Below are 18,842 nucleotides of genomic sequence, written 5' to 3' on the forward strand. Positions count from 1 at the left end.
GTAAGGGGGGTCATTAAGTGTCTGATCAGGTATGCCAAATACGCGGAATGTTCGCTGGTTTTTCTAGGTATACCGGTCTGATTTTTTGCCATAATTTAATAAAAAGTGCTTTGCATTCTTCACTATGCTCACCTAAATAACGTATCACTAATAACTGGCGTATTTGGCTGATACTCACTTTTTCTTCGGCGTTTTCTTCAACCATACAGTCGCGTAATTGCGCTACGAGTGCTTTATTGTCAGCATCGCTAAGTAGACCTGCTGGGGCATAAGCTAAAAAAGTGGCAAAAACACTGTGGCTATTTAAACCTGCGATGTGTTGATGTACTCCACTGCTAGGTTTTATCGAAATTCTATCGTGATAAATTAAAGTGTTTTCACAATAAACACGGTTTAATTGGCTATAACTGCCATATTTAAAGGGTTGATTTGAAAGGGGTAAGCCCAAACAGGTAATATCCCAACCTAAATAAGCGCTATCACTTTTAAAGTGAACATCAACAGTATTAAATCCATCAGCCCCCTCATAAACGATCGTTTCTAAGGGGAAATTTTCACACTTCGCCTGATGGTTAATAATAATATCAAGGTGTTGAACTTGTTTGGGATCACCAATTGTTAGGTTTGTTCTAGCGCGATAAAAGCGGTTAGCACCAGGTGTAGTTATTAAACTGTGGGCTTGTCTGTTGAGTTTAATGTTAATGTTTAATTCATCACCCGACACTATGCCCGCTGGTGGGTGTAACAGATAAATATGTGCACAGTCGCCTCCTTCTGGGTAGAAAGCTTTTTGCACGCTTAATGGTCCATTGCGTTGAGTACGGGTAAGTTGAGTGCCAGTCGATGTAAAACTAAACTCTAAAGATAAGCTGGCAAACCATGCATTTTTAGGCAAAGGGTTAATGGGAAAATTATTGATGGCTGGCTTAGCTGTCATGGTTATATGGGCTACTTTTTATTCTAACTTTCGCTGAAAGTAGAAGAGGGTGCATGGCTAAAGCTGTTTTGCACAAACTACGCCAAATAATAAAAGTTAATTATTTCAGTGTTATAACGAGATTGATTGGCTAAAAAAATAATGTCATCTAAGAAAGACTGTTTATTTGTTAAGTTATTGTTTTTACTTTTTTTATTACGCTGGTGTCAAAGACAATGTCAGTTTGACTTAAGGGGTTAAGTGCGTTTAGAAGATAAAGGTTTAGCTGTGAATTAAATTAAACGCTTATCATGGCGGCTAGTTCACCAATAGAATCATGGAGGGGATTGCACCGCTATGGTGCTTGCGCTTTAAAATGGAGCGATTAATTGAGTATTAAAAATAAATAGTGTGTTAGTGATTGTTTAAGTTATTGTATTTAAATGTTAAATTTTAATTTTATATGGTCTGTAATGTGCATAGACGTTAATGAGTTAAATTTTACTATACATCAACAGATGAATTAAAAGGATAATATGGACGCTATACTTGTTATTATTGCAGTCTCGTTAGCACTCGCTAGCGTTATCAATATAGTGTTAACCAAGTTCTCAATTTCGCACATTATTGGCTACATTATTACCGGCACCATAGTAAGCAATATTTTTGATTTCAATGGCAGTGACAATATTCATTCCCTTGAGCTTATTGGTGAATTTGGTATTGTTTTTCTTATGTTTACGATTGGCTTGGAAATGTCTTTTGCGAAGCTAGGTAAAATGAAGGAATTGATATTTTTTAATGGTTTTATCCAAGTTAGCTTTAGCGCTATTGTTATTTTTATACTTGCATTTTATCTTTTTAATATTGAACCGATACCCTCATTAATTATTGCGCTTTCATTTAGTTTATCTTCAACGGCTATCGTATTACCTTACCTGAAAAAATCAAAAGATATAGTGACACCCTATGGTAAAAAATCAGTTGCTATACTGGTTTTTCAAGACTTAGCCGTTATCCCTATTTTACTCTTAATGGGTTTTCTCTCAAATAATGAATTGTCTCTAACCGATGTGCTGCTAAAAACTTTTTTGTATGCCAGTGGTATTATTATTTTTATGTTTACGATAGGAAAAAAAATAATTGCTTGGTTACTGCATTTTTCATCGAATGCGCTAATGGAAGAACTGTTTTTAATATCGGTATTTACTATCGTATTGGGGGCATCAATTATTGCTCATAACCTCGGTTTTACTTATTCTTTAGGCGCTTTCATTGCGGGGATGATTATTGCCGAAACTAAATTTCACATGAAAGTTGAATCGGATATATCTTCATATAAAGATCTTTTTTTAGGTGTTTTTTTCTTTTCTATTGGCACAAAAATAGACGTTGATTATTTTATAACTCATCTTCATTGGGTGATGAGTGTACTCGTCCTTGTTATGATAATAAAAGCGACGATTATTTATATTTTGATGAGAAAAAAATCGAATAAAAGCGAATCAATTAAATCTGCTGTTGCCTTATGCCAAGTAGGGGAGTTTTCTTTTGTGATTTTTGCTATGGCAATAAGTCAAAACCTGATAGCAAAAGATTTAGCGAGTTTTCTGATATTGGTTACCGTTTTATCTATGATATTAACCCCCTTTATGGTCAGTAATATTTATAAATTAGCCGCACTTTTTGTCGTTGAATTTTTTGAAGCTGATAAAATAACCACCGTAAAGGTGACTAATCACACCATTGTTTGTGGTTTTGCTATTTTAGGTCGCATTGTAGCGAAAGAACTGACAAATAATGGCATCAACTTTTTAATTATTTCTGATAATTTACAACATGTATTATTGGCAAGAAAGCGTGGCTATAACGCTTATTTTGGTCACCTAGATAAAACGCCCGTACTTGAATCATTAAAAGTAGAGCAAACAACTAGTATCATTATTACGGTCAACACATTAAAGAACAAACAAATAATTTGCCAAGCCGTACTCGATTACTATCCTAATGCAAACTTAGTCGTTAAAGTGAATTCACTTGAGGAGAAAAAGGCACTGGCGGGCATTAATATTAACTTTTTTGTTCATGCACAACATGAAACAGCGGTGCTATTAGTTAAAAAAAGTATGGTTTGAATTGAAGTTTATAACCTGAGTAATAATAATTTTTTAGCTTGATTAGGGCAGTAATAATCCTATAGGCAAAAGTTTTTCGTCACTAAAACCTATTAAAAACCGGTAGAAGACATAATAATATTATTTTAGTCCGCTTTATATCTATAATAATTTCACTTTCATATAGAAATTCATCAATAAAACTTAACCAATAGACCTTGAATAAGTTATTGATTATTTGATCTAATATTTAGTTAATGTGAATATAGGGTCTATACTTGGGCAGAGATAATATCCGACAATTAATTAATGGGTTAAGCTAGCCTCGTTGTCTTATAGATAGTCAGGTCATTGCTGAAATCGCCGCTGGGCCTGCTAAAGGATTGTAAACAAAATAATATGACTAATATTAAAACCCTACAACAGAAAATTAAACGTCGTAACTCATTAGCTATAGCTTTAATTGCTGCGTTAATTAGCCTGTCATTTTTAAGTTTGATGCTATTATTTAATCAACAAGCCAAAGACGCTGAAACGATTAATCTTGCTGGCGGCCAAAGAATGTTGTCACAAAAAATAGCTTACCTAGCCATTCAGCATTATCACAATATAACTACGGCTGAAATTGATGAGAAGGTGACAAAAAATCTCTTCGATACGGTCAAATTGTTTACGACTAACCAGCAACTTTTAACAATGATGGTGGTTAACAAATCTAATAGCATGCCTAGTGAATTATATTCATGGTATTTTAACGCGCCGACTGAGCTTAACAAACGGGTCAATTACTTCGCTGAAAGTGCTATCGCGCTTAGTCTGACTCAAAACAAAAAGAATGCTGAGGCAATAGTTAAAGAAAAATTCAATCCAGGGGCTATTAATAATTTACTGATTTCTTTAGATCTAGTCGTTTCCAAAATAGAGCAACATACTAATCAGCGTATAGTTAACATAGAAAGACTCGAAGCATTTTTATGGCTGGTCTCAATGGCCCTATTATTTGCGATAAGCTTCTTCATTTTTAGGCCGCTGCAACGGCTCATTAGCAATTATCACCATGAACTTTCACTTTCTAAACAAAAAAGCGTCGAGTTAATGCTGGCGATAAATAAGCACGCGATTGTTTATCGAGTCAATGTCGATGAAAAGGGTACGTTAACGGAAGTTAATCAACGTTTTCTTGATTTCTATCGTTACCGTGAAGAAGAGATCCTTGGTCACAGTGTTGTTGAAATCTGCGCTTCAAGTTATACCCAAGACGATTATAAAAATATATTTCTAACAGCTATCGCTAAAGAATATTGGCATGGCGAATCCATTAATAAAATCAAAGGTGGCCGAGAGCTATGGTTAAGTACCACCATAGTGCCACTGATCAACAATGACAATAAGGCAGAATCTTTTATTGTTATTCAGAACGATATTAGTGGTATTAAGCAAACTGAAATGACTCTTAATAAACTCCATAAAATAACCTCGGATATAGACAAATGCTTAATTGATAAAATTCAAAACATCTTAGAGCTTGGAAAAAAAATATTTAATTTACCGCTTGCGTTGATCAGTGAAATTCATCATCAAGAATATCGAGTTGTCTATTGCCATACTCCGAATAATGAAATTAATCCTGGAGATATTTTTGATTTAGGCAATACCTATTGTTTTCATACCTTACATGCAAACCAGCCTATTTCTTTTTACCATGCAGGTGAAAGTGAAATAAAAGATCACCCGTGTTATCAAGCTTTTGGTTTAGAAAGCTATATTGGTGTGCCATTGACTGTTGATGGCAAACTTTTTGGCACATTAAACTTTTCTGGCCCTGAGCCTTCGGAAAGGCCTTTTACCACGAGGGAATTAGACTTAATTCAATTGTTTTCTCATTGGATAAGTGCAGAGCTAACACGTGTTAAACATAAAGATAGATTGCTAGGGCAACAATCTTTAATGGAAGAAATGGCACAGCAAGCTCGCATTGGTGTCTGGGAAGTTGATCTAGTTAACAACAATGTTTACTGGTCAAAAATGACTAAAGTCATTCATGAAGTGCCCAATGAGTATCAACCAGAACTATCTCAGGCAATTAATTTTTATAAAGAAGGAGAAAGCAGAGAGAAAGTACAAGCGTTAATTGCCAAGTGTATGAATGACGGTAGTGCTTACGAGGAAGATATGCAGTTGGTCACTGCCAAAGGTAAAGAAATTTGGGTGTCTGCCCGTGGTCGTTCCGAGTTTACCGATGGAAAATGTGTCCGTTTGTATGGTTCATTTCAAGATATTACTGATAAAAAGATAAGCCAGCAGCGTATTAGCCAACACAACCAACGAATGAGATTAGCAACAGACTCTGCCGGTATCGGTGTGTGGGAACTTAATTTGCTTAGTAACGAATTAAAGTGGGACGACTGGATGTTTAAGCTTTATGGTGTCGACCGTCGACCAGCTTTAATTGCGCAAGACGTTTGCGACAAAGGTGTACATCCTGAAGATATCGAGAAGGCCGGTCGTGAATTCATTAATGCAATTAAAGTACACGGTCAGTACGATACACAATTTCGAATTATATGGCCAAATGGCGAAATAAAGTATATTAAAGCAGCGGCGATTATCAGTTACGACAATAATAAAAAACCGGTATCAATGATAGGTGTGAACTATGACGTTAGCGCAATCGTTGAGAATGAAATCGCGCTTATTAAAGCGAAAGAGCAAGCAGAAGTAGCGGTAACCGCTAAAAATGAATTTTTTGCCAGTATGAGCCACGAAATACGAACACCAATGAATGGTGTTATTGGTATGCTGGATTTAGTTAAAGACTCTGTGTTAAGCCAAGAACAAAATCACCGAATCGGTATCGCCCAGCAAAGTGCTCACTCGCTTTTAGCATTAATTAACGACGTTTTAGATTTCTCCAAAATAGACGCTAATAAGTTAGAACTTGAAAATGTTAGTTTTAACTTACGTGATATGGTTGGTGACTTAGCCGAATCTTTTGCGCAACAAGCTCAGCACAAAGGCTTAGAGTTAATCGTTGACCTTGTTGATATTGAAGAGTCGCTAGTGGTTGGCGATCCTAATCGACTTCGTCAAATATTGACCAATTTATTAGCTAATGCTATTAAGTTTACCAAACAAGGCGAGGTGGTTATTCGTCTTTGCCAGCAAAATCACTCGACAACGCAATGGCGAATTATTGCTGAAATATCTGATACTGGTATCGGTATACCAAAAGATAAGCAGCAAGGATTGTTTGAAGTGTTTAGTCAAGTTGATGCTTCAACAACACGAGAATATGGCGGCACAGGGCTTGGTCTTGCTATCGTTAAAAAGCTTTGCTTATGTATGCAAGGCAGTGTCGATGTTGATAGTAACCCAGGTGAAGGTAGCACTTTTAGCTGTGATTTATTGTTAGAAAAATCAGCGGATTCTTTATTGTCTCAACCTGTAAAAGCTTTGCAAGGCAAACGTGTGCTGGTTATAGAGCAAAATCAATCCTGCGCTAACGTCATTAAGCGCCAATTAAACTGCTGGCATGTAGAAGCTGATATCATAACGACCTTACAACCTGCGCTCACAGCTCTTAATAAGCAAACAGAAAATGACCACTATGATTTGTTGATCATTAATCAACAACTTGCTGATTTAGATGCTTTAGCATTTGTTAAAATAGTGCGCTTGAATCCGGTGCATAAAAATCTAAAAATAATGTTTATGACGCTAATGAGCATTCAGCATAATTTAGCCGATAGCACGGCAAGTGGTATTGATGGTTTTTTTCCTAAACCGGTAATTACCACCGATTTACAACGAGCATTAAACACTTTATTAGCTGAACCTGAAAAAGAGCTCATCAGTGAAGTGACCACGGCTAAATTAACACGTTTATCTAATGAGGATAGTAGCTGGACAAAAAAGGTTAAATTACTACTGGTAGAAGATAATCGAGTTAATCAAATGGTTGCTATGGCGGTATTGAAAAAAATAGGAATAACCCAATGTGTTATTGCCATTAACGGTAAAGATGCCATTGAAAAGCTTAAAGCAAGTGATGAGAGCCAGCCATTTACTTTTATTTTTATGGACTGTCAAATGCCTGAAATGGATGGTTACCAAGCGACAGCCTCAATTAGGCAAGGTAATGCAGGAGCTCGCTATTTAAGTATTCCTATCGTTGCTATGACGGCCAATGCGATGGTTGGAGATGAAGAAAAATGCTTGTCTGCAGGGATGGATGATTATTTGGTTAAGCCGATCAACAAAGAACAAGTGAAAGAGGCAATCAAAATATTTCAATTAAAATAGCTGCTAGGCATAAAAAGTCAAACCAATATTGAGCGTAATAAAATAGTAAAAATCGCGTAAAAAACAGCCGTCTTAATAGGGCGGCTTGGTCATAATATTAATGTTTATTAGACTGCTCTGTGTTGTTATTACAGCAAAAGTGATTATTTTAAAAATATATTTTAGTGATTTTATTATGAATATCATTGATAGTTTTTTATCTTGTTTTTGAATGATAGAAAACGTCTAATCCATAGGCTAGTAAGCATTCTTGCAATGATGTATACAAACCAACGACAGCTCATTTTATCGTTGGCTTGAAAGCAGAAAACCGTAAATATTCTCTTCAAGTTAAGGTCATGCGGTATGTCAGTGCATTGACCAGTGTTGAGTGAACTCAGAGAATGTTGTGGTCGTGAAGACTAAATATCGGCTGTCACGACCCTAAGTTATCGAGATTAAACGTGGAGATCACCCTTTACCTTGGGTGCGATTTCGATTGGATTTAGCGCTAGCATTCTTTTCAATAAACTTTTTCTCAATAAACTTGAAGATCATGGTGGCAACATCCTTTTCAGTCGCGGCTTCAATACCGGCTAAACCCGGTGAAGAATTTACTTCCATGACCACTGGGCCACGTTCGGCGCGCAGTAAATCAACGCCACAAACGTTCAGCCCCATAATGTTTGCTGCTGATACGGCCGTTGCTCTTTCTTCTGGGGTCAGTTTAACGAGTACCGCTGAACCGCCGCGGTGTAAATTTGATCTAAATTCACCCTCGGCGCCTTGACGCTTCATTGCGGCAACAACACGGTCTCCAACAACAAAACATCGAATATCAGCACCACCGGCTTCTTTGATAAACTCTTGAATTAAAATATCAGCATTTAAACCCATAAATGCTTCAACAATCGCTTCTGCTGATTTAGTTGTTTCAGCAAGTACGACTCCAATACCTTGTGTACCCTCAAGTAACTTAATCACGCAAGGTGCGCCACCGACGTTCTTAATTAAATCTTTTACATTATCAGGACGATTAGCAAAGCCTGTTCTTGGTAAGCCGATGCCTTTTCTTGACAGGAGTTGCATAGAGCGTAACTTGTCTCTAGAGCGACTAATCGCTACAGATTCATTGACACTAAAAGCACCGGTCATTTCAAATTGACGGACTACCGCGGTGCCATAGAAAGAAATTGATGCGCCAATACGCGGTATAATAGCGTCGTACTGTGGCAGCTCTTTACCTTTGTAGCGCACAACAGATCTATCACTAGTGATATCCATATAACAATGCAGTGTATCGATAACGTCAACTTGGTGACCCAGCGCTTCACCCGCTTCTTTTAAGCGACGAGTCGAGTACAACTTCTTGTTTCTAGATAAGATTGCTATTTTCATGTTTGATTTCCTGTTTTTATAAAGAACAATAATCTATAGACTAGACTGTTTACTAAATAGTCACAAAAAATAAAAGATTTTTTGACAAAGGCGGTAAACAAGCTCAACTTTATTGTGCATGTCAATATGACCATTTGAAATTTCATCTGATAAGTACAGCATATATAGTAGACCGATGATAAAGCACCGTCTTCTTTTGGATTAGCCTTATAAAACTACAAATTCAATGGTTTGTGTTGAATTGGTCGCGAGCCTTTAATGATAGGTATAAAGCCGATATGACATCACAAGAAATTTTAAAATCAGCAACATTTAACTCGGCTGATTTAATGGCTATATCAAAGCGTTTATGAACACTTGAAATCAGAAAAGTTGCTGACATTATTACCATGCACGCTAGCCCTTTCGTTGATATTAATGAATTATTAGCTGTTGATTTTGTAATGAAGTCAGATTACGTGCTCAAGTCTAAGTAATGGCGTAACCCTTAATAAAAAGCCTGTTTAATCTTTGTTAAACAGGCTTTGTACTTATCATATTGAGTGATGCTGTTTATTGCAGGACTACCATAAAAAGCATGGCATTATTTTACGCTAAAGCGTCACTTCTTCTGCGCTGCTGACGGTTTCGTTGATTTGTTTACGTTGGTTCATTCTCAAGGCTAAATACAAATCAGAATGCACATAAATTCCTTCGTGACCTGATTTAATCTCTGCTTTTACAAACCACGCCAACAACTGTCTTTTTCTGCCAGCAAGCTCAAGGCGAACACCGCGCTTTCTAAAAATAACCTCTAAATCTGATAGCATCGCCATCACACTTAAGTCTAAATGAGTAAAACATGGCACCGCATCAATAATTACACACTCAATGTCATCTTTTTGTCTGGCATATTGTTCTAACAATCGGCGTTTAAAGAAACTAGAGTTAAAGTAAGTTAAAGGCGAATTAAAACGATAAATAAAAATACCGTCCACCGCTTTCGCCTTATCACTGGCATCTAAACTTCGCACTACACCGTTGATATCAACACCGAGTATATGGTCGGTGGGGCGCATTACTGTCCTAATAAATTGGAATAAACCTAGTAATACAGCAAGGGTAATACCGGGAATAACACCAATAAATAACACCGCCAATAAAGTGGTTAAGGTTAAGTAAAATGCTTGTCGGTCTTTTAGTCTGAGTTTCCAGACCATCTTCAGATCTAGTAGGTGTACAGAAGCAATAATCAAGACAACCCCCAAGGCGGCACTGGGAATAAATTCAAGGGGTGCAGTAAAGAAAATAGCAATAATTGCAATAATGGCTGCGGCTATAATAGAGACTAATTGGGTTTTTCCGCCATTGGCATCATTGACTGCGGTGCGAGAAGAGGCGCCACTGACGGCAAAACCCTGTGATACAGCCGACGCTAAATTAGCAATACCTAAAGCCATAAATTCTTTATCTGCATCAACGTCATAGCCATTCTTTGCGGCAAAGCTGCGAGCGGTGAGCATCATGCTAACAAAACTTATTATCGCTAAGTTAAGTGCTGGCATAACAAGCTCACGAATAACACCGACATTAAATTCAGGTGTTTGAAATAAGGGTAAGCCCCCCTCGACAACGCCAATGGTTTTTATACCAAACTGCTCTAATTTAAAAAGCCATACTAAGGCTGCACCCAACGCAATGGCAAACATTGAAGCAGGCCAAGTGGGCTTTAGGCGTTTCATACCAAAATAAATAGCCAGGGTAAATAAGGCGATAGTTAATGTTGGGAAATGTGTTTGTGCTAAGTAATCAGGGACACCGCCCAAACGTTCGAGCAGATACCTTTCATCAAAGGTAAAACCAAATATTTTAGAAAATTGACCAACAATAACTGTTATGGCAACACCATTTAACAGCCCCATTAAAATAGGTTTAGACAAGAAGTCAGCCAATACACCAAGCTTAAAACGACTGGCCAGAATGCACCAAAAACCGGTCATCGCTGTCATGGTAATAACTAACTGCCAATGCTTAGTACTGTCGCCGGCGGCTAAAGGGGTGATCAGTGCCGCAATAACTGCACAAGTTGCCGCATCAGGCCCAACGATTAATTGCTTAGAGGTCCCAAATAATGCATATACCATCATAGGTAATACACAGGAGTACAAGCCTACTACGGCATTAACTCCGGTGAGTTGTGCATAAGCTATAGCAACCGGTAATGCAACGGCTGCAACCGATAATGCCGCTTTAACATCATCAGCAAACCAACTTCTTTCATAGTTAAATAAGGTGTTTAAACCTGGCATAAAATCATACAAACGTGACAACACAATAGCTCCCTTATTTAGTGCTCAGCGATGCTATGCGTTTTGCTAATGGCGGATGACTCGAAAAGAGTGCGCTCATTTTACTTGAGCTAATGGCAAAAGCTGACATTTCGGTCGGTAGCTGGGGCAAGTTTTGTAGTTGCTCTAGTTTACTGAGTGCGGCAATCATATTTTGTCGGCCCGCAAGGCTTGCACCACCTTCATCTGCTCTAAATTCTCGATAGCGAGAAAACCACATCATTATCATAGTCGCTAATAAGCCCAATACGAGTTGAGAAACTAATGAGACAATCCAAAAGGCAGGTCCGTGACCACTTTTTACGTTAAATACATTGCGGTCAACCACATGACCGATAATGCGTGATAAGAACACCACGAAGGTATTTAAAACCCCTTGCAGAAGTGTCATTGTTACCATATCGCCATTGGCGACGTGGCTTATTTCATGAGCAAGAACCGCTTCTACCTCATTTTGACTCATGTGACTTAATAAGCCGGTGCTTACCGCGACTAAGGCATTATTTCTACTCCAACCCGTTGCAAAAGCGTTCGGTGAAGGATGATTAAAAATACCGACTTCAGGCATGCCAATATTGGCTTTAAGGACTTGTTCTTGTACTGTTTTGAGTAGCCAGCGCTCGGTTTGATTATTCGGCGTCACGATAACCTCGACGCCCATACTTCTTTTCGCCATAAACTTAGAAATAAACAAGGAGATAAACGAACCACTAAAGCCAATAACCGTGGCATAAATGAGTAATGATTGAAAATTAAGGTCGACGCCATTTTCTGCCAACAAGCCTTCAATACCAAATAAGCTAAAGGTAATACTCAAAATCATCATAATGGCAATGTTAGTGGCCAAAAATAGTAAGATTCTCATTTTTTATCTCTTCATTTTGCAATAATAATGCCTTTATAGACAAGGCTGTTAGTCAAATAGTCACAAAGTAATTTAATCAAATAGTGGGCAAGTAATCAAAGTATATTTATTGATAATAGGCGAAGTGTTAAAAATTTATTCGGGTGTTTTATTTAGACTGAAAATAAGCGATGTGCTGACTGGTTTTAGGTTTTACTCTGTCTGCATTATCAATGATTTTTTTGTGTTTACGGTTAATGTGACTTTATTTTACTTTCACGAGTCTAGATAGAGGTGGAAAATTATGATCACAATATTAAGAATACAAAACATTTAAAGGAAAGATATGAAAGCTCTAATTTTACTGATTGCTATTGTCATGGTTGCTCCTGTTCACGCAACGCAAAATATATTCAACGTGCTAGTGCAAGATACAAACTTAGTGAAAGATATTCGCGCTGAGGAAGAAAATATTTGGATTAAACTGGCAGCCGCTAATCTTGCTGATGAAATAATTATACGAATTTCAAGTAAAGATAAAGATTTATATCGTCCATGGTTTAATGGCAGTGTTGATCTTCAATCAAAAGGTTTTCGTGGTAACGATATCTGGTCTGATAGACTTCAGACCCAAGCTAACTTCGTAGAGTATTGGCACAAAGGTCGGTTAGTTCTTCATCTTCAGCGCAAGTAATGACATTTTTTGAATAGAGAGTCATCATTTTTTTAGTCTGTAATTTAGTGGCAGGCTAAATGCTGTTTCAGCGGATTCTTTAGTTTCAACCCAATCAACGGCGTAATTATCCATCAATAGACATTGAACTAAACCATCACCGATGATCTTGTCATCTTCGACGATTAATATGCGCATTTATTACTCCGCTTACTACAAAACTATCTATGATAAAATGTTAACCTTAAGGTCATATTAAGGCCTTTGCTTTATTGATCATTGATCATTGATCATTGATCATTGATTATTGACTATTATTAATGTTATTCAACGTTACTCAACACTCGGTGATATTTTTTCTACTGAGGCGAGATAACTAAATTCTGGATCGACCAACATTTCACCTTTCATCGCTTCACGTCCCAATAGCATCAAGTGGTTCATGCTTGACCGGTCGGTTAATGACAGTCTTACTGTCCATGTTAATTCGCCCATTACCGCCAACGTATTGATGATATAGCGACGTTCTTTTTCTCCGTTAGACGATTTTATACGTTTTCTATCGACTATCTTTGCCGAACATTTAATCGTTTTAGTGACATCGTGAGAATCAGGATGAAATTCAAAGTCCAACATGCCAGTGACTTTATTTTCAGAAATATGGTCAACATGGAGCGATGAAGTTTGCGCGCCAGTATCAATGCGGGTTGCAACCTCAAATAGCTCTAATTCGGGTAAATCAATAGTTTCTCTAGCACCGACAAGTATTTTTTCTTTCATATTATTCATTTCATTATGTTGTTGTAGCAGACAAAATTATATTTTACGGCACAAGTGCTAAAACAATAGCATATCATTGTTATTAAGAAATACTACGCCAAAAAGATGTTGCCGTTGTCAGCAATAATGACAGCTCTTATTGTTATAAGCGCCATAACTGTTCGATAAGCATAGCTTTTTTATTACTAAAGTAAAGTAGGGTGGCTTGATTTTCCACCCATTTAAGGAGTGTTTTTCTGGGGGTATATCATCAAATTTGTTTGAAATTAGAAGGAAATAGGTCTTCTCTTCGCCGGCAAAGATGATGGTTCAATTGCTTGCTCTGCAGAAACAAAGGTTTCTTTAGTGTTTGATTTACTCTTTTTAAGCGAGCTTTTAGTTCCAGCTCCACTGGGCTGTGCAGTCGTTGATGACTTTTGTTTTGGAGTATGGGCAACTTCAAAAATTTCGCCATCAAATTCAACGGTATCGCCATGACGAATTTTCTTTCGTTTTTGAAACTCAACTTCATTGTTAACTAGAACATAACCTTCGCTGATCACTATTTTGGCTTCGCCACCACCACCGACCATATTGGCAATTTTTAGTAATTTACAAAGCTCGATTGGTTCAACCGAAATATTAATAATAGGGTGTGCAGACATGTAACGTTAGCCTAGTGATATTAAATTTAATGGCAACAATTATAACATAAAGAAGTGTGACAAGGATAAGGTATAGATTATTTAGTCGTAAATTATATTATCGCACTTCGTCAATTAAAACAGGTCTTTTTAAAGCTCACTTAATATATAGCCTTGATAATTTAAATGCTTGGGTTAATGGTTAAGCTGACTTTCGGCTGATAAAGTTTCTGTATCTAGCTTTTTTAGCGGCAGTTAGTCGACCGCTTTGACAAACTGATCAAACTTTATGACCATTATTAGCCACAGCAAGGTTTACTTGGCTGAGGAATAAGTTGATGCTTTTTAAATGTTTTATACAATGCTAAAGTTTATAATTATGCCATAATCAAATTTACGGCGAACAGGGTAAATAACTTTTATTACTTGTTAAGAAAACATGAAAAGTTGCAGAACAACACTATGCATCCTTCTATTATTAGTGGTGTATCGCATTATTTTTTTCTTTACCCGGACACAGAGGCTAATTTGAATAAACTTGAAAAAAGTCAATTAAGTCAATTAAGTCAATTAGTAAAACGCTTGTACAGGTGCATGTTTGTCAAAGATGCTCAAGATGATAGCGTTCATACCATGGCTCTTTCGTTATGAGTATTTCACTTGTTGTTGCTGATGACCATGTGCTTATGCGCCAAGCATTAGTAAACTATTTAAAGGCAGGTAACGAGTTTACTATCTTGGCTGAATGTAAAGATGGAATAGAATTAATCAGTCAAACCTTAAAAACCGATCCTGATGTTGTGGTGATGGATATTTCTATGCCAAATATGAGCGGACTGGTGGCAATTGACAAACTATTGTCGCAACGGCCAACGACAAAAATATTAGTTTTATCCATGCACGACGAACTTGAGTATATTTTAGCGATGCAAAAAGCGGGTGCTAAAGGTTATATCCTCAAAGAGTCGTCCTCAGATCTTCTTATTCATGCGATTAAAGATGTTTATAACGGTAAAACCTTCTTTCCAAACTTATCTGCCAATAATTGTCAGCCGGCGTCCAACCCATTAGAAGTATTAACTCGTCGAGAAAGAGAAGTGTTTTTCTCAGTAATTGCCGGAAATACCAGTAAGAAAATAGCAGAATTACTCAATATGAGTGTAAAAACGGTGGAAAATCATCGCACCAAAATATATAAAAAGCTGCAGGTTGGCAGTGTGGCAGAACTACTAAGAATGGCTAATAAAGCAGGTCTTCTTGAATAGCGTTTATTTTATCTCATTTGAACTTTGCTAGAGACAAAAAAACGCCCTACAAGGAGGGCGTTTAATGAACGTAAATGTTATACGTACTCTGCTCTACATTTAGCTGTTATTACTCTGCGTTCGAACTTGTCCCTGAGACAAAGTAATTTTTATCTATTTAATTAGCGATAATCGCATAGCTAGCTCGAGTTACACCGTCTTCTGGATTAAATGTAGCAACCATTGTCGGTTGTAAATAAAATTGACCTTGCTCAAGGTTATAGCGAACACCTAACAGACCTTCGTTCAAAGCAATTTGCACATAACCGCGCATATCGCCAGCAATATCACTTTGGTCAGCAATCACGATTGATTCACCATGGTAATTAACCGTGATTTCATGCGCCTCGCTCAAGTCTACTGCCTCTTGATTTTTACCAATAACTTGCACGAGATTGTAAGCTAGCTGTGCACGAGTCAACGCTGATTCTCCGTGGAAGTCGCCATTATTATCAACCGTCATCACGGGACCAAATTGTTGTTTAGCATCTTTCAATACAGCAGCTTACATAGCAACTGATTCAGCAAAAAAGATGAAATAGGGGGTCCCCTAAGATTTGATAAATAACTGCTTAATTAGCAAACCTATACAGTGAATCATTTTAGAAAAAAAATATCAGTGAGTTGATCGTATTAGCGATTTTAATTTAGCTAATAGTTCTTTAGATAGGGGGAACCCCCTATTTACTCAGCCCCCCTTAACTCGATAGAGTGCTTGAGTGAATTATATACACCCCTTAACAATAACTAGAACGAGTGAAATAATGAAAAAATTTACCTTAAGTGCAATAGCAGCAGCAACCATGGCATTAACTATGCCGTCTCAAGTTTTCGCTAACGCTGCCATTGGTGAGCAGTTAGCTGAGTTTTTACCGACTATGGTTGGTTCTCAAACGGTTATGGCCGTAGTAACTTATAACCAATTAGAGCCGGTATCAACAACTCAACTAGAGCATCTTTCTGGACTAGGTATTAGTCAGGCTGTTCAGTTTGCTTCGGTTCCTGTTATTGGCGTAGTCGCTAACTTAGACCAAATTAAAGCCATTGCTCAACGTAGCGATGTGCGCTCGGTATGGTTAAATCGTGAGCTTGAATACTTTAATTCTGATGCTCGTCAAATCACGGGGGTTGATGCGGTTCAAGGTGCTGAATTTGAATTACAAAATGGCATTGAATATACCGGTAAAGGCGTAACTGTAATGGTTAATGACTCGGGTATTGATGCTACCCATCAGGATTTATTCTTTGGCGATAAAGTGATTGATAACGTGCAAGGTCTAACGCATGCAAGTTTATTAAGCATAACGGGTGTAACCGAAGGTCTAATACTTAAGAACCAACCTAACACAGATACTAATTCAGGCCACGGTACCCATTGTGCTGGCACTATTGCTGGATATGGTACTATGTCAGATGGCCTTTACCCAGGCGCAGCGCCAGATGCTAAATTAGTAGGCTATGGCTCAGGTGGCGTTATTCTTATTCTTGATACTATAGGCGCTTATGACTATGCCATTACTAAAGGTGATAGTTACGAAAATCCATTGCGCGTTATGAGCAACTCTTGGGGTTCAAGTGGAAAGTTCGACCCGACTGGCCCAGTTTCTCTAGCTTCATATAAAGCCCATAAAATGGGAATATTATCTGTATTTGCCGCAGGTAACTCAGGCTCAGGTGAAGATACGCACAACCCTTATGCACAAATTCCTTGGGGCATGTCTATTGGCGCAGGAGAAAAAGATGGCACACTAGCTGGTTTCTCTTCACGTGGTTATAAGTATGAATCTGGCGAGTTTGTGATGCCAGGTGGTGAAAAATGGACCTACAATAATGAAATTACTATCGTAGCTCCTGGTGTAGACGTTATTTCTACTCGTGCTGTTACTAATGCCGGCGCAAATGGTGGTGAAGCTGATGTAGACGCGATGGACCCTACTCATTTACCTTTCTATACCATGATATCAGGTACGTCGATGGCAACGCCTCATGTTGCTGGTATTGTTGCACTAATGTTAGAAGCTAATCCTGACTTAGATAACATGGCCATCAAAAAATTGTTACAAGAATCTGCGACTAATATGCCAGGTTACGAGCGCTTTGAAGTCGGTGCTGGATTTGTAAACGCGCGTGCAGCAGTAGCCGCAGCCAAAAACTATGATATGAACCACAGTGTCACGGTTAATAACCTACGCGGTAAAGTTTTCAATGCTAATACGCTAGTTGAAATTAGTGACACAAGCTATGAAACTTCTATCTGGTCAACACCCAATGGCGTCACAGAGCCACTAGGACTGCAAAATTCATTTGAATTTCACGTCAATAGTGAAGCATTGTGGGTTAAGGGCTCTGCGAGCTCATTGGCTAATACGGCTAAATTAGTTTTGATTGACCCTAAGGGCACAGAATACTTTGGTAACTTAACTTTACCTGTGCTTGAAACTGGTATGCGTGTTACGGCACCTGCAATGGCAGGTACGTGGACGGTTCGAGTTGACGGACTAACCTCTTTATCTGGCGTAAATCCAGATCCACTTAATCTAACTAATGGTCCAATGGCTCCTGAGAATTTCGACGTTAAAATAAATTTTGAAGACTTAATTGGCTTTGAAGGGGTAAACGATATATCCGCTCATCGTTATGAAAATGCGATAAAATATGCAGTAAGCAAAAGACTAATGGATGGTTTTAATAACGGTAATTTCAACCCTGATGCAAAGTTAAAACGTAAAGACTTAGCTAAGTACCTAGTCATGGGCGGCGCTGTTCGTCAATACCGTGAATTAGACAACGAGCCAAAGCCAGAGCTTAATTCAGTACCTAGTGGTTACCAAGCGTTTATTGAATCGGTATCGGTTAACGGTGGCGCATTGAAAGATAGCTTGCGTGAACAGCAGCCAGTTATGCTTAGTCAAAATGGTGAGTTTGCACATAACGGTCGTGTATCTAAAGTAGACCTAGCTTACAGCTTAGTTCAAATTCTAGGACTAGAATCAATGGCTAAAGCGTTTGATCCTGAGAAAGATGAAATTACGGTTGACTATAATGGTCAGACTATTGTGCTAGCAGATCAAGACAGCATTGCCGACGATATGAAAGGTTATGTGCAACTTGCCATACAGCTTTCATTATTGAATGTTCACTTTGATGTTACTCAAGGTACTTACGACTTAACGCCACAGTTGAACGCTAGCTTTGGTGGAAATTATAAAGTCACTCGTGCAGAATATGCTTTAACTGCCGGTCGTCTTTTTGGTCAATACTTTCAGTAAGCTCTTTGGTCAATACTTTGAGTAATTACTTTCGGTAACTAGTACCGCATATTAATCAGGAGGCCATTTGGCCTCCTTTTTTTACCTGTTAGCTACCCTTGCCACTCACACTGTTAATCATAGTTTCTGCTTTTTTCAGTATAGTTTTGATAAGCTAATGCTATGTTAAGCGATATCATTGACAAATTTTCCAAGTGATCTCTTGTTTGTTCTCTGCAGAGGTTGGTGAGCTGGTTCTATTTTTCTCGTTAGGTATTGCCTTGCAGTGATAGTCGAATTAATAGTTGGCAATTTGCAATTTGCAATTGGCAGT

General features: G+C 37.9%; 13 protein-coding genes. 5 read left to right on the forward strand and 8 right to left on the reverse strand.

Going from position 1 to position 18,842, the window contains the following annotated elements; all coding sequences use genetic code 11:
* Positions 1-25: 25 nt before the first annotated feature.
* Positions 26-937, reverse strand: a complete 912-nt coding sequence (locus H4J69_RS01295; protein WP_182244428.1) for an urease accessory protein UreD — start codon at positions 935-937, stop codon at positions 26-28.
* A 515-nt stretch (positions 938-1,452) separates the two neighbouring features.
* On the opposite strand from H4J69_RS01295, the gene H4J69_RS01300 reads away from it, so the two are divergent.
* The gene (locus H4J69_RS01300; protein ID WP_182244429.1) at positions 1,453-3,051 is read left to right on the forward strand and encodes a cation:proton antiporter; all 1,599 of its coding nucleotides are present in this window, start codon (positions 1,453-1,455) and stop codon (positions 3,049-3,051) included.
* Between the two features lie 378 nt (positions 3,052-3,429).
* Positions 3,430-7,332, forward strand: coding sequence for a response regulator (locus tag H4J69_RS01305; protein ID WP_182244430.1), 3,903 nt, complete (start codon positions 3,430-3,432; stop codon positions 7,330-7,332).
* Positions 7,333-7,782: 450 nt separating this feature from the next.
* On the opposite strand, the gene rimK is transcribed toward H4J69_RS01305, so the two are convergent.
* The 3 genes from rimK to htpX all read right to left on the reverse strand — a co-directional run bounded on the left by rimK (position 7,783) and on the right by htpX (position 11,901).
* On the reverse strand, positions 7,783-8,709 hold the full coding sequence (gene rimK / locus H4J69_RS01310; protein WP_070373965.1) for a 30S ribosomal protein S6--L-glutamate ligase: 927 nt from the start codon (positions 8,707-8,709) through the stop codon (positions 7,783-7,785).
* A gap of 593 nt (positions 8,710-9,302) precedes the next feature.
* Positions 9,303-11,021, reverse strand: coding sequence for a SulP family inorganic anion transporter (locus tag H4J69_RS01315; RefSeq protein WP_182244431.1), 1,719 nt, complete (start codon positions 11,019-11,021; stop codon positions 9,303-9,305).
* A 10-nt stretch (positions 11,022-11,031) separates the two neighbouring features.
* Complete coding sequence (htpX, locus tag H4J69_RS01320) at positions 11,032-11,901, reverse strand: protease HtpX (protein WP_182244432.1); 870 nt, start codon at positions 11,899-11,901, stop codon at positions 11,032-11,034.
* A gap of 325 nt (positions 11,902-12,226) precedes the next feature.
* Here htpX and H4J69_RS01325 point away from each other — a divergent pair, with 325 nt between their 5' ends.
* Positions 12,227-12,574 carry a hypothetical protein gene (locus H4J69_RS01325; RefSeq protein ID WP_182217008.1) on the forward strand — a complete coding sequence of 116 codons (348 nt, stop codon included), beginning with the start codon at positions 12,227-12,229 and terminating at the stop codon, positions 12,572-12,574.
* A gap of 24 nt (positions 12,575-12,598) precedes the next feature.
* Here the strand turns inward: H4J69_RS01325 and H4J69_RS01330 are convergent, their stop codons facing one another.
* From H4J69_RS01330 to H4J69_RS01340, 3 genes are all read right to left on the reverse strand, one after another.
* On the reverse strand, positions 12,599-12,751 hold the full coding sequence (locus H4J69_RS01330) for a hypothetical protein (protein WP_182222781.1): 153 nt from the start codon (positions 12,749-12,751) through the stop codon (positions 12,599-12,601).
* 135 nt (positions 12,752-12,886) lie between these two features.
* The gene (locus H4J69_RS01335; RefSeq protein WP_083277877.1) at positions 12,887-13,333 is read right to left on the reverse strand and encodes a RimK/LysX family protein; all 447 of its coding nucleotides are present in this window, start codon (positions 13,331-13,333) and stop codon (positions 12,887-12,889) included.
* Positions 13,334-13,599: 266 nt separating this feature from the next.
* Positions 13,600-13,977 (reverse strand): RNA-binding S4 domain-containing protein, encoded by a 378-nt coding sequence (locus H4J69_RS01340; protein WP_070373952.1) that lies wholly within the window; start codon positions 13,975-13,977, stop codon positions 13,600-13,602.
* Positions 13,978-14,603: 626 nt separating this feature from the next.
* On the opposite strand from H4J69_RS01340, the gene H4J69_RS01345 reads away from it, so the two are divergent.
* Positions 14,604-15,221: a response regulator transcription factor gene (locus H4J69_RS01345; RefSeq protein ID WP_070373951.1), complete on the forward strand. Its 618-nt coding sequence runs from the start codon at positions 14,604-14,606 to the stop codon at positions 15,219-15,221.
* A gap of 157 nt (positions 15,222-15,378) precedes the next feature.
* On the opposite strand, the gene H4J69_RS01350 is transcribed toward H4J69_RS01345, so the two are convergent.
* The gene (locus H4J69_RS01350) at positions 15,379-15,756 is read right to left on the reverse strand and encodes a hypothetical protein (RefSeq protein ID WP_182245170.1); all 378 of its coding nucleotides are present in this window, start codon (positions 15,754-15,756) and stop codon (positions 15,379-15,381) included.
* Between the two features lie 268 nt (positions 15,757-16,024).
* Between H4J69_RS01350 and H4J69_RS01355 the strand changes: the two genes are divergently transcribed.
* The gene (locus H4J69_RS01355; protein WP_182245171.1) at positions 16,025-18,529 is read left to right on the forward strand and encodes a S8 family serine peptidase; all 2,505 of its coding nucleotides are present in this window, start codon (positions 16,025-16,027) and stop codon (positions 18,527-18,529) included.
* Positions 18,530-18,842: the final 313 nt, after the last annotated feature.

The organism is Colwellia sp. BRX10-9 (assembly GCF_014077405.1).
Taxonomy (GTDB): domain Bacteria; phylum Pseudomonadota; class Gammaproteobacteria; order Enterobacterales; family Alteromonadaceae; genus Colwellia_A.